Here is a 12,865-nt window from a genome sequence, read left to right as displayed (position 1 = left end):
CGACCCAGCCTAGGTCGTGCCCATGACCTTGCGGATGCGCTGGTCGCTGACCTTGGTCGCGGTGCCGAGCTGCTGGGCGAAGAGCGAGACGCGGTACTCCTCGAGCAGCCACCTGGCCTCGCGCAGGTGCGCCGGCTGGGGCTGGCCGTCGGGCAGCGCGGCCACCGCGTGCAGCCACGCCTCCTGCAGGCCGGCGAGCTGGTCCATGAGCTGGCGGTCGCGGGCGACCTGTCCGTCGAGACGCTCGCGGCGGTGCGCGACGGCGGCGAGGTAGCGCGGGTAGTCGCGCAGCCGCGCGACTCCCGCCTCCCCGATGAAGCCCGGCGCCATGAGCCTGCCGACCTGCGCGCGCATGTCGGTGAGGGCCGGCAACGTGACGAGGTCGGCGCGGCCGGAGATCGCCTTGTCGCACGCGCGCCACGCCTCCAGCACGCGCATCACCTCGTGCACCGCGCTGGGCGTCCGCTCGGCGACGGCCCGGCGGGCCGCCGTGACCACTGCGTCGTACGCCGCCTCGTCACGGACGGCCGGTCGCGCGTCGACGACCTCGCCGACGATGCCTGCGCGCAGGTCGTCGAGCAGCTCGCCCACCGAGGCGTAGGGCGAGCCGACGAGCGCGAGCTTGGCCCGCTGGTCGAGGCCGGCGGTCGCGAGCACGTCGTCGGCCGACCGCGCGGGCCCGAGCGCGAGCAGCACCAGGCGGCGTACGCCGAGCCGGTGCTGGGCCGCGGCCTCGTCCGCGGTGGCGAGCACGCGCAGGCCCACCGTGGCGCCCTCGTCGACGAGCGCCGGGAAGCCGCGCACCTCGTGGCCGGCGCGGCGCTGGACGAACGACTCCTCGATGGCGCCGAAGGTCCACGTCGTCTGCCCCGTCGCGGTCACGCCCGAGTCGGCGGCGACGTCGGCCATCGCCTGCTCGAAGGTGGGCCGCAGCGGCTCCTTGAGGGCGTCGAGGTCCTTGCCGTGACCGGCGACCGCGCCCTCCTCGGTGACGACGCGGTAGGTCGGGCGCAGGTGGGCGGGGACCTTCGACCAGTCCCACGCGTCGCGGTCGATGACCAGGCTGCGGGTGCTGCGCGCGAAGCGCTCGAGCGCGTCGAGCAGCGGCTCGGCTCCGGGCGGGGTCGCGGCGAGGAACTCGCGTGCGGTGTTGGGCGCCGGCACCATCGCGACCCGCAGGTTCTTGGGCAGGGAGCGGATCAGCTCGGTGACGAGCTCCTCGCGCAGGCCCGGGACCAGCCAGGAGAAGTCGTCGGCCTCGATGCGGTTGAGGGTCGCGACCGGTACGTCGATGGTGAGGCCGTCGTCGGCCGCGCCGGGCTCGAAGTGATAGCTGATCGGGAAGGTGAGCCCGGCCTCGTCGCTGTCGTGCCACTGGGTCGGGAAGTCGTTGGCCCGCACCTCCCCCGCGGTGTCGTGGGTGAGCATCGCCGGGTCGAAGGTGAGCAGGTCGGGCTTCTTCTGCCGCGCCCGCTTCCACCACTGGTCGAAGTGCTGCCCGCTGACGACGTCGGCACCCACGCGCCGGTCGTAGAACTCGAAGAGCGTCTCCTCGTCGACCACGATGTCGCGGCGCCGGGCCCGGTGCTCGAGCTCCTCGGCCTCCTCGAGCAGGCGGGTGTTCTCGGCGAGGAACCTGTGGCGGGAGTCCCACTCGCGCTGCACGAGCGCGTGGCGGATGAACAGCTCGCGAGCCAGGGGCGCGTCGATCCTGCCGTACTGCACGAGCCGGTCGGCCACCAGCGGCACGCCGTAGAGCGTGACCCGCTCGCGGGCCATGACCGCGGCGCGCTTGCGCGACCAGTGCGGCTCGGAGTAGGTGCGCTTGACCAGGTGGGCGCCCAGCCGCTCGGCCCACTCGGGGTCGATCGCGGCGTTCTGGCGGGCCCACAGACGCGAGGTCTCGACGAGCTCGGCGCTCATCAGGAAGGCCGGGTTGCGACGCTTGAGCACGCTGCCGGGGAAGATCGCGAAGCGCGCGTTGCGGGCGCCGACGTACTCCCGCATCGGGCGTCGCTCCCCCGCCCTGGGCTTCTCGCGCTCCTCGAGCGCGCCGATGTGGCTCAGCAGGCCGGACAGCAGCGCCTGGTGGATGCCGTCCTCGTCGGGGGTGTCGGAGGGGTGCCCGACCTCCAGCTTCATCTCCTTGGCGACCTGGCGCAGCTGGGACTCGTAGTCCTGCCACTCGCGGATGCGGAGGTAGTTGAGGTGCTCGCGCTTGCACATGCGGCGGAACGCGCTCGACGACAGCTCCTTCTGCTGCTGCTTGAGGTGGCGCCACAGGTTGAGCCAGGTGAGGAAGTCGCTGGTCTCGTGGGTGAAGCGGGCGTGCAGCTGGTCGGCCTGCGCGCGCTGCTCCTCGGGGCGCTCGCGCGGGTCCTGGATCGAGAGGGCCGCGGCGATGACGAGCACGTCGCGCACGCAGCCCAGGCGCTCGGCCTCGAGGATCATCCGGCCCAGGCGCGGGTCGATCGGCAGGCGGGCCAGCCGCTTGCCGACGGCGGTGAGGCGTACGCCGGGCCGGTCGTTCGCCGCCGCGAGCGCGCCGAGCTCCTCGAGCAGGTCGGTGCCGGCCTTGACGTTGCGCCGGTCGGGCGGCTCGACGAAGGGGAAGCGGGCGATGTCGCCGAGGCGCAGCGAGGCCATCTGCAGGATGACGCTGGCGAGGTTGGTGCGCAGGATCTCGGGGTCGGTGAACTCCGGGCGGCCCTCGAAGTCTTCTTGCGAGTAGAGCCGGATCGCGATGCCCTCCGACACGCGCCCGCAGCGCCCGGAGCGCTGGTTGGCGGAGGCCTGGCTGATCGGCTCGATGGGCAGGCGCTGCACCTTGGTGCGCACCGAGTAGCGGCTGATGCGCGCGACGCCGGTGTCGACGACGTACCTGATGCCGGGCACGGTCAGCGACGTCTCGGCGACGTTGGTGGCCAGCACGACGCGGCGCACCAGCGAGGAGTGCGAGGAGAAGACCTTGTGCTGGTCGGCGGCGCTGAGGCGCGAGTAGAGCGGGACGATCTCGAGGCGGTCACTCTTCAGCGCCTCGAAGGCGTCGGCGGTGTCGCGGATCTCGCGCTCGCCGGGCAGGAAGACCAGCACGTCGCCCGGCCCCTCGGCCGACAGCTCGCGCACCGCGTCGACGATCGCCTCGGTCTGGTCGCGCTGGACCGGCTCGCCCTCCTCGTCGTCCTCCGGCAGCTCGAGGAGCGGGCGGTAGCGGACCTCGACGGGATACGTGCGCCCCGACACCTCGACGACGGGCGCCTGGAAGTGGGCGGCGAAGCGGTCGACGTCGATCGTGGCGCTGGTGATGATCACCTTGAGGTCGGGGCGGCGCGGCAGGAGCCGCCTCAGGTAGCCGAGCAGGAAGTCGATGTTGAGGCTGCGCTCGTGGGCCTCGTCGATGATGATCGTGTCGTACTTGCGCAGGTCGCGGTCGCGCTGCAGCTCGGCGAGCAGGATGCCGTCGGTCATCAGCTTGACCCGGCTCGCGCGGCTGGTGCGGTCGGTGAAGCGCACCTGGTAGCCCACGACGTCGCCGAGCTCGGTGTCCAGCTCCTCGGCGATGCGCTCGGCCACCGAGCGGGCCGCGATCCGCCGGGGCTGGGTGTGGCCGATCAGCTTGCCGCCGTCGGCCGCGCCCTGCCCGCGGCCCAGCTCGAGGCAGATCTTCGGCAGCTGGGTGGTCTTGCCCGACCCGGTCTCGCCGGCGACGATCACGACCTGGTGGTCGCGGATGGCCGCGGCGATGTCGTCGCGGCGCGCGGAGACCGGGAGCTCCGGCGGGTAGGTGATCTTCACAACGATCGACATTCTCGCCCACTGCCACAACCGCTTTCGCACCTGCGGTCCCGGAACGCGGGATCCCCGGTCGGCCGGGGATCCCTGACGTTGTCGGCCCTTGCAACGCCTGACAACGTCAGGGAGGGCCCGACAACCCGGCCGCCGGGGCCCCGGACCGAGCCCCTCAGCCCTCGGAACTGTCGTCGTCGTCCGGCGGCGTCGTCGGCTGGACCTGCCCGGGGCCGCCGGGGCCGCCGGGGCCGCCGGGACCGCCGAACATCGGCCCGGGACCCCGGTCGCCGTCGCGGTCCCCCTCGAACCGCCCGCCCGGTCCGCGCTGCTCCATCCACCCGCCCCGGTCGTGGCCGTCGGTGACCGCGTGCACCACGGCGCCCCCGAGGCCGCCCACGATCACCCCCGCGAGCGCAGAGGCGACCAGCGCGGCCAGCCCGAACGTACGGCTCCCGTCGGTGCTGCGCAGCGAGCGGAACCGGTCGCAGAAGCCACGGCGCGCAGCCTGATGCGCCACACCCGGCTCGTACGCCGATGCCGCCGCTGCAGGTGCCGGGTCGGGGGCGGCGCCCGGCGCGGGCGGCAGTGCGGCGCCGGGTCGCACCGGCTGGGTCTGGTCGGCAGGGTGGTCGTGGGGGTGGTCGTGGGGGTGGTCGTTGGGGAGGTCACGGGGCTTGTCGTCGCTCATGGCCCGAGCCTCCGACCCCGGCCTGTGAGCGACCTGTGCGCGACCCCTGAGCTCGCCCAGACTCGTGGGGGCGCCGTGCCGGGCCTGGCTGAGGAGCAGCGGACAGGATCCGCACAGCCACCACACAGCAATCCGGGGCAGGATGCCTCCCATGCAGCTCACCCGCCCCGACGGCTCCCCCGTGCGCGTGCTCGTCGTCGACGACGAGGTCAACATCGCCGAGCTGCTGGCCATGGCGCTGCGCTACGAGGGCTGGGACCTCCAGGTGGCGCACACCGGGACCGACGCCGTCGCCACCGCCCGCGACTTCCGCCCCGACGCGGTCGTGCTCGACATCATGCTGCCCGACTTCGACGGCCTCGAGGTGCTGCGCCGCATGCGCGCCGACGGCAGCGACGTGCCGGTGCTGTTCCTCACCGCCAGGGACGCGGTCGAGGACCGCATCGCCGGGCTGACCGCGGGCGGCGACGACTACGTCACCAAGCCCTTCTCGCTCGAGGAGGTCGTGGCGCGGCTGCGCGGGCTGATCCGGCGCGGCGGCACCGCGGCGCAGGCCGACGCCGGCAACGTGCTCGTCGTCGGCGACCTGACCCTCGACGAGGACAGCCACGAGGTGCACCGCGGCGGCGACGAGATCGCCCTGACCGCCACCGAGTTCGAGCTGCTGCGCTTCCTGATGCGCAACCCGCGCCGCGTGCTGAGCAAGGCGCAGATCCTCGACCGCGTCTGGCAGTACGACTTCGGCGGGCAGGCCAACGTCGTCGAGCTCTACATCTCCTACCTCCGCAAGAAGGTCGACGCCGGCCGCGAGCCGATGATCCACACGATGCGCGGCGCGGGCTACGTCCTGAAGCCGGCCGGATGACCACTCTCCGGCTCCCGCGCACCCTGACCGCTCGGCTCGTCGCCGTCTCGGTGCTCCTGGTCGCGCTCGCGGGGCTGCTCATCGGCACGGCCACCACGCTCGCGATGCGCTCGCAGCTGACCCAGCAGCTCGACGACGAGCTGCGGGCCAGCATCGGGCGCGGCTTCGGCGGCCCGCGTCGCGGCGAGCTGCCGCCGGAGCACTTCGACGACGACGGCGACGACCGTCCCTTCCTCGGCCAGGGCTACGGCGCGGTGCTCGGGCACGTGGCCGCCGACGGCACCGGCTACGCAGGCGTGGTCGCCGGCGACGAGGGTGACGTCGGCCCGCGCAGCCTCGACGCCGCCCAGGTGCGCCCGCTGATCGACGTGGCCGGCGAGGCCGAGCCGCGCACCGTCACGCTCGCCGACCTCGGCAGCTACCGGGTGCTGTCCCAGCCCAGCACGCGCGGGGGCTACGACCTCGCCGCGCTCCCCACCGACGAGCTCGACCGGACCCTCGAGGACCTCATCCGCCTCGAGCTGCTCGCCACGCTGCTCGGCGTGCTCGCCGCCGCGGGTGCGGGCACCTGGGTCGTACGCCGCCAGCTCGCGCCGCTGCGCGACGTCGCGGCCACGGCCCACCACGTCGCCGAGCTGCCGCTCGCCTCGGGCGCCATCGACATCAGCGAGCGGGTGCCGGCGCGGCTCACCGACGAGCGCACCGAGATCGGGCAGGTCGGCTCGGCGCTCAACACCATGCTCGACCACGTCGAGGGCTCCCTCGAGCAGCGCCACCGCAGCGAGCAGCAGGTGCGCCAGTTCGTCGCCGACGCCTCGCACGAGCTGCGCACGCCGCTGGCCACCATCGCCGGCTACACCGAGCTCGCCCGTCGCCGGCCCGAGACGACCGGCACCGCGCTGGACAAGGTGGAGACCGAGTCGGCGCGGATGACCGCGCTCGTCGAGGACCTGCTCCTGCTGGCCCGCCTCGACGCGGGCCGGCCGCTCGAGCGCGAGCCGGTCGACCTGTCGCGCCTCCTGCTCGAGGCCGTCAACGACGCCCGCGTCACCGGTGCCGACCACCAGTGGCGGCTCTCGCTGCCCGACGCCCCGCTGACCGTGACCGGCGACGCCGCGCGGCTGCACCAGGTGCTCACCAACCTGCTCACCAACGCCCGGAAGTACACCCCCGCCGGGAGCACCGTCACCGTCACCGGGACACCGGTGGGCTTCAGCGTCCACGACGACGGCCCCGGCTTCCCGCCCGACCTCGCCCCGCGCGCCTTCGAGCGCTTCGTGCGCGGCGACACCGCCCGCACCCGCGCCGGCGGCGCCGGTCTCGGGCTCTCGCTCGTCGAGGCGATCGTGGCCGCGCACGGCGGCCGGGTCGACCTGGCCAGCGCGCCGGGCGACACCACGGTCACCGTCACCCTCCCCCGCTGAGCTGCACGTGAGAGGGCACTTCGTCGCCTAGGTTGTCGGGCATGGAGCCCGGGACCCTGATCCGCTGCGAGATGACGAAGTGGGGCGACCGCCCGCACTGGCAGTCCGTCGGGCTCTACCTCGGCGAGGACGAGCACGGCGAGTGGCTCGGCTACCCGCGAGGGACGCACAACCACCGCCCGGGGCACGAGTTCCACTCCGCGGTCGACTGCGTCACCCTCGTCCAGCCCGGCAGGTGGCACCTGCCGACGTTCCAGGCGCCCGGCATCTGGTGCGACCTCTACGTCGACGTCACCACGCCCGCCACCTGGGACGGGCACGTGCTCCGCGCGGTCGACCTCGACCTCGACGTGATCCGGCTCCCCGACGAGCTCCCGCCTGCCGCGTCGGCGCCGTGGGAGGTCGCGCCCGCCGGCCCCGGCGAGGTCTTCGTCGACGACGAGGACGAGTTCGCCGAGCACCAGGTGGCCTACCGCTACCCCGCCGACGTCGTCGAGACCGCGCGGGCCAGCTGCGACGAGGTGCTCGCCGCGGTGCGCGCCGGCGCGGCGCCGTACGACGGTGCGCACGCGCGCTGGCTCGCCGAGCTCAGCCGTCTGTCTGCTTCCTGAGCGCCCGCCGCTCCGCGCGCGTCAACGCCCGGAACGGTCCCACCAGCCGCGGCCCGGCGAGCCGGCCCTCCAGCCTGCGGGCCTCGCGCTTGAGCGGCTGGGCGACGTACTCCCCCAGGATCACCCCGGAGGCCAGCGCGATCGCGGTCGAGATCGCGGTCATCAGCGCCAAGATCCCCTGGGACACGAAGTAGCCCCCGTCGGCCAGGAAGGTCAGGCCGCGATAGATCGACAGGCCCGGCAGGAACGGCACGATCGCCGGGACCGCCACCACCAGCGGCGGCACCCGCACCCGCCCGGCCACGGCGTAGGCCACGAGGCCGATGAAGAAGGCGGCCGCACCCGCCGCCGCGGCCCGGCCGAAGCCGCCCACGGTGACCAGCTGCGAGACCAGCGCGGCGACGGCCGTGATCGCGGCGACCGGCACGACGGCGCGGCGCGGGGCGTACGACGCGACGCTGAAGGCGGCCGCCGAGAGCGCCGCCCCCGCGATGACGGTGGGCAGCGCGGAGTAGCCGAGCTGGCCGGGCACCAGCTGGCCGAGCTCGAGGCCCAGCCCGTCGGCGACCGAGATGCCCAGGCCGACCCCGGCGATGATGCCCGCCGTCGCCATCATCGCCTCGATGAGGCGGGCGCTGGCGGTGAGGTAGAAGCCGGTGAGCGCGTCCTGCACGGCACCCATCAGCCCGATGCCGGCGAGCAGCATGATGATGTTGGCGGTCACGACGAGCGACGGGTCGACCTCGACCGGGCTGGCGGCCACCGCGGCCGCGAGCAGGGTGGCGATCGCTCCGCCCGCGACCTGGAGGTAGAAGAACGGCAGCCGGCGCCGGGCCAGCGCCATCTGCACGCGGTCGATCAGCACCGCCGCCACCGCGGCCACCGCGGAGACCACCGGCCCTCCGCCCAGGAAGACGCCGACGGCCGCGGCCATCACGGCCCACGCGACCGTCACCGCCCAGCGGGGGAAGGCGTGGCCGAGGGAGACGATGGTCGCCATCCGGGTGCGCGCGAGGTAGAGGTCGGCGCGGTCGGTGAGCACGTCGCGCACGAGGTGGTCGACGGCGGTGAGGTCCTCGTAGTCGATGTCGCGCTGCTGCACGTGGCGCAGCATCAGCATCGGTACGTCGTCGGCCGAGCGCTGGTGGCTCATCGACAGGGCCGTGAAGGTCACGTCGATCTCGGCCTGGCGCAGCCCGAGGTGGTCGGCGACCGAGCGCATGGTGGCGGTGACGTCGGCCGCGCCGGCGCCCGAGGAGAGCAGCATCTCGCCGATGCGCAGGCACAGGTCCATCGTCAGGTGGACCTCGCGGGTCCGCTCCGCGGCCGCCTCCGCCCGGGCCTCCGCCTCGGCCTCGTCGTCGTACGCCTGCCCGTCACGCTGGTCCACGCGGCCATGCTCGCACCGGTGCCGGGACCCACGGCACAGGGGTCGCAGGGGTGAGGCTGGCGCGCGGGCCGCTCCCTAGAGTGGTCGCATGCGCATCGACTTCCACTCGTCGCCGCGGCCCACGCTGGGTGTCGAGTGGGAGCTCGCCCTCATCGACCGGGTCAGTCGCGACCTGTCCAGCACCGCCTCCGAGGTGCACGAGCTGGCCGGCGGCCGGCTCGAGCGGCCCGAGCGGCTGCACAAGGAGCTGCTGCGCAACACCGTCGAGGTCGTCACCGGCATCTGCGACACCGCCGGCGAGGCCGCGGCCGACCTGCGCGACACCCTCGCCGTGGTGCTGCCGGCCGCCCACGAGCTCGGCGTCGACCTCCTCGGCGCGGGCTCGCACCCGTTCGCCGACTGGTCGCACCAGCAGCTCACCGAGGGCCACCGCTACGCCGAGCTGATCAACCGCACCCAGTGGTGGGGCCGCCAGATGCTCATCTGGGGCGTCCACGTGCACGTCGGGATGCCCGAGCGCGACCGGGTCATGCCGGTCCTGGCCTCGATGCTGACGACGTACCCCCACCTGCTCGCGCTGTCCGCGAGCTCGCCGGTGTGGGCCGGGCAGGACACCGGCTACGCCTCCAACCGGGCGCTGATGTTCCAGCAGCTGCCGACCGCCGGGCTGCCCTTCACCTTCGACACGTGGGCCGAGTTCGAGAAGTGCATCGCCGACCAGACGACGACCGGGATCATCGACTCGATGGCCGACGTGCGCTGGGACGTGCGCCCCGCGCCGCACATCGGCACCCTCGAGCACCGCGTCTGCGACAGCATGTCCGACCTCGGCGAGCTGGCTGCGCTGACCGCGCTCGTCCACTGCCTCGTCGTCGACCTCGACACCCGCCTGGCCGCGGGCGAGCAGCTGCCGACGCTGCCGCCGTGGCAGGTGCAGGAGAACAAGTGGCGCGCCGCGCGCTACGGCCTCGACGCGATCATCATCCTCGACGACAGCAACCGTGAGCGGCTGGTCACCGACGACCTCGACGACCTGCTCGAGCGGCTCACGCCCGTCGCGCGCCGGCTCGGCTGCGAGGCCGAGCTGCGCAGCGTCGCCGACATCCCGACGCGCGGCGCGTCCTACCAGCGCCAGCGCGCCGTCGCGCACGAGTCGGGCGGTGACCTGGTCGCCGTCGTCGACGCCCTCGTCGCCGAGCTCACCCACTCGCTGCAGGCCTGAGCGGCGCGCGGTCCGCGGCGTGACGTAGGCCCTTGTGGCTGTCGTCACCGGGACGAGAGGATGCCCGGACGCCCTCGCCCCGGGGGACGAGGCGGACGCGGAGGAGAACCCAGTGGTGGACCCGATCGACCCGACTGCGACCGGCTTCCTGCTCGCCGAGAACCGCAACATGCCGATGCACGTCGGCGGCCTGCAGCTCTTCGAGAAGCCCGAGGGCGCCGGGCGCGGCTACGTCCGCGAGATGTACGAGCAGATGCGCGACGTCGACCAGATCGCCCCGCTCTTCCTCAAGCACCCGCACCGTTCCGCGCGTACGGCGGGCCAGCTGGTGTGGCAGCCCGACGAGGCCTTCGACATCGAGCACCACGTGCGCCACAGCGCGCTGCCCAGGCCCGGGCGCATCCGCGAGCTGCTCGAGCTGTGCTCGCGCCTGCACAGCACCCGTCTGGCGTGGGAGCGCCCCCTGTGGGAGGCCCACGTCATCGAGGGCCTGCGCGACGGCCGCGTCGCGATGTACACCAAGACCCACCACGCGCTCGTCGACGGCGTCTCGGCGATGCGCCTGCTGGCCAGCGTGCTGTCCACCGACCCCGACGAGCGCGACATGCCCGCGCCGTGGGCGATGCGGCCGCGCCCCCCGCGCGCCGAGCCGACCGACGACGGTGGGGCCTCGCTCGCCGACGTCTCCGCCGCCACCGTCCGCACGGCGCTCGCGATCGCGTCCGAGGCCGCCGGGATGCCGGCCGCGCTGATCCGCACCCTCAACAAGAGCGTGCGCAACGAGACGTCCGCGCTCTCGCTCTATGCCCCGCGCACCATCCTCAACCAGAGCATCACCGGCTCGCGGCGCTTCGCCGCGCAGGACTGGCCCGTCGAGCGCCTCCGTGCAGTGGGCAAGGCGACCGGCACGACGATCAATGACGTCGTGCTCGCCATGGTCAGCGGGGCGATGCGCACCTACCTCGCCGAGCTCGACGCCCTGCCCGAGACCACGCTCGTCTCGATGGTCCCGGTGGGCCTCAACGCCAAGCAGTCGCAGCTCGCCTCCGGCGACGGCGGCAACGCCGTCGGCTCGGTGATGGTGCAGCTCGGCACCCACCTGCCCGATCCGGCCGACCGGCTCGCCGCGATCCACCGCTCGATGCTCGACGGCAAGCAGAGCCTCTCGGCGATGACCCCGGCGCAGATCCTCGCGATGAGCGCGCTCGGCCAGGCGCCGGCGATCCTCGGCCCGATCCTCCGGATGCAGGGCATCGTGCGCCCGCCCTACAACCTCATCGTCAGCAACGTCCCCGGCCCGCGCACCACCCACTACTGGAACGGCGCCCGGCTGGTCGGCACCTACCCGCTCTCCATCCCGATCAACGGCATGGCGCTCAACATCACCTGCACGTCGTACGACGGCAAGATGTGCTTCGGCCTCACCGGCTGCCGGCGTACGGTCCCGCGCCTCCAGGTCCTCCTGCAGTACCTCGACGACGAGCTCGAGGCCCTCGAGCGCGCCGCCGGGGTCTGACCTCGCCGGAAGTCCCCGGATATCCGGGGAGTCTCACGGTTGTCACCCGAGATCTGGTGTGACAACCCCGAAAGTCACCGGATATCCGGGGACTCCGCGACGACCTCGAGCCCCCCGCCCAGCCGCTCGGCGACGGCGGCGAGCCGGGCGCGGGTGATGTCGGCGACCGTGGCGAGGCCGGCGAGGTGGGCGTTGGAGCCCACCCGGGTCGGTTCAGTGGAGTTGATGCTGATGCAGCGCCGCGTGCCGCCGTCGGCGAGGTTGGCGAGCGCGACGGCGTGGCCAGTCGTGCCGCTGCCGGCGAACGGGTCGAGCACGAGGACGTCGTCGGGCAGCGTGGCGAGGATGCGGCGTACGAGCCCGGTGGGCTTGGGCGACTCGAAGACGTGCCCGACGAGCGCCTTGAGCTCGGCGACCGCGGAGTCGGTCGAGCCGATCTCCTCGGCCAGCCAGATGGTGCGCAGCTTCTTGCGGCGCCCGCCCTCGCGGTGCAGCCAGTCGCGCTGGAAGATGTCGGCGCGCTCGCCGGTCCGACCGCGGATCACCCGGCACTCGAGGTCGTCGGGACGCTCGTCGACGCGGGGCCGCGACCACCGCCACACGGCCGGGCGGCCGTCGCCGAAGACGGGCGTGAGTGGCCGGCTGCCGGGGAACTCCGTGGTGGCCACGCGTCCGGTCTCCGGGTCGCCGTGCAGCGGGAAGTGCAGCGTGGGCGCGGTGACGGGGTTGAACTTCTTGTTGGTGTTGCGCAGCGGCAGGTAGCGGAAGCGACGCCCGTCGGGGGTGCTGAGCGGGAAGTCGGCCTCGTCGACCGAGTCGGTGGTGCTGCCGTCGACGAGGCACGACGGGAGGTGACGGGCGTACGCCAGGACGTACTCGTGGCTGGTGGCGAACCCGCGACCGAGCTGGCGGCCCTTGGGGTTGAGGTTGACCACGATCTGCGCCATGAAGTTGGCCTCGCCGAAGACCTCGTCCATCAGCAGCCGCAGGTGGGCCGCCTCGTTGTCGTCGATGCTCACGAAGACCGCGCCGTGCGGCGCGAGCACCTCGCGCACCGCCTCGAGCCGCGGTCGCATCATCGCGGTCCAGGCGGCGTGCCGCCCGGCGTGGGGGTCGGCGTGGGAGCCGTCGCGGAAGCGGTCGGCGTAGGCGAAGTCGTTGCCGGTGTTGTAGGGCGGGTCGGTGTAGACGACGTCGACCGAGCCCGGTGCGAGCAGCGGCAGCACGTCGAGGTTGTCGGCGGCGTGCAGCGTGTTCCACACGACGGTCTCGGGCTCGACGGGCACGACCCGCAGCCTAGGCGGCACGCCGGGCCGTCTGTCCCAATTTTCCCACCAGCCCCACGACGTCCTTTACTCTG

Annotated in this window: 9 protein-coding genes; 5 read left to right on the top strand and 4 right to left on the bottom strand. The window is 73.5% G+C overall.

What is annotated here, in order from left to right:
• Positions 1 to 9: 9 nt before the first annotated feature.
• Both hrpA and ASG76_RS01705 read right to left on the bottom strand, forming a co-directional pair.
• Positions 10 to 3,807, bottom strand: coding sequence for an ATP-dependent RNA helicase HrpA (hrpA, locus tag ASG76_RS01710; RefSeq protein ID WP_056599088.1), 3,798 nt, complete (start codon positions 3,805 to 3,807; stop codon positions 10 to 12).
• 154 nt (positions 3,808 to 3,961) lie between these two features.
• Complete coding sequence (locus tag ASG76_RS01705) at positions 3,962 to 4,477, bottom strand: hypothetical protein (RefSeq protein WP_056599086.1); 516 nt, start codon at positions 4,475 to 4,477, stop codon at positions 3,962 to 3,964.
• A gap of 142 nt (positions 4,478 to 4,619) precedes the next feature.
• On the opposite strand from ASG76_RS01705, the gene ASG76_RS01700 reads away from it, so the two are divergent.
• The 3 genes from ASG76_RS01700 to ASG76_RS01690 are packed head-to-tail and all read left to right on the top strand — an operon-like array spanning position 4,620 to position 7,377.
• The gene (locus ASG76_RS01700; protein WP_414858309.1) at positions 4,620 to 5,342 is read left to right on the top strand and encodes a response regulator transcription factor; all 723 of its coding nucleotides are present in this window, start codon (positions 4,620 to 4,622) and stop codon (positions 5,340 to 5,342) included.
• Complete coding sequence (locus tag ASG76_RS01695; protein WP_056599080.1) at positions 5,339 to 6,766, top strand: sensor histidine kinase; 1,428 nt, start codon at positions 5,339 to 5,341, stop codon at positions 6,764 to 6,766. Before ASG76_RS01700 ends, ASG76_RS01695 begins: the two co-directional genes overlap by 4 nt.
• 41 nt (positions 6,767 to 6,807) lie before the next feature.
• Positions 6,808 to 7,377: a DUF402 domain-containing protein gene (locus ASG76_RS01690; RefSeq protein ID WP_056599077.1), complete on the top strand. Its 570-nt coding sequence runs from the start codon at positions 6,808 to 6,810 to the stop codon at positions 7,375 to 7,377.
• Here the strand turns inward: ASG76_RS01690 and ASG76_RS01685 are convergent.
• Positions 7,355 to 8,767, bottom strand: coding sequence for a threonine/serine ThrE exporter family protein (locus ASG76_RS01685; RefSeq protein WP_235529365.1), 1,413 nt, complete (start codon positions 8,765 to 8,767; stop codon positions 7,355 to 7,357). The genes ASG76_RS01690 and ASG76_RS01685 overlap by 23 nt on opposite strands.
• Before the next feature lie 88 nt (positions 8,768 to 8,855).
• Between ASG76_RS01685 and ASG76_RS01680 the strand changes: the two genes are divergently transcribed.
• Together ASG76_RS01680 and ASG76_RS01675 are read left to right on the top strand one after the other, a co-directional pair.
• Entirely contained in the window at positions 8,856 to 9,989 is a 1,134-nt protein-coding gene (locus ASG76_RS01680; RefSeq protein ID WP_056599074.1) for a glutamate--cysteine ligase, read from the top strand.
• Positions 9,990 to 10,101: 112 nt separating this feature from the next.
• On the top strand, positions 10,102 to 11,505 hold the full coding sequence (locus ASG76_RS01675) for a WS/DGAT/MGAT family O-acyltransferase (RefSeq protein ID WP_082587165.1): 1,404 nt from the start codon (positions 10,102 to 10,104) through the stop codon (positions 11,503 to 11,505).
• A 74-nt stretch (positions 11,506 to 11,579) separates the two neighbouring features.
• Here the strand turns inward: ASG76_RS01675 and ASG76_RS01670 are convergent, their stop codons facing one another.
• On the bottom strand, positions 11,580 to 12,791 hold the full coding sequence (locus tag ASG76_RS01670) for a site-specific DNA-methyltransferase (protein ID WP_235529364.1): 1,212 nt from the start codon (positions 12,789 to 12,791) through the stop codon (positions 11,580 to 11,582).
• Between the last annotated feature and the right edge of the window lie 74 nt (positions 12,792 to 12,865).

The organism is Nocardioides sp. Soil774 (genome assembly GCF_001428125.1).
In the GTDB taxonomy this organism is placed as follows: domain Bacteria; phylum Actinomycetota; class Actinomycetes; order Propionibacteriales; family Nocardioidaceae; genus Nocardioides.
Note: the sequence above shows the minus strand (reverse complement) of the source record. Positions and strands in the feature narration are given on the sequence as shown.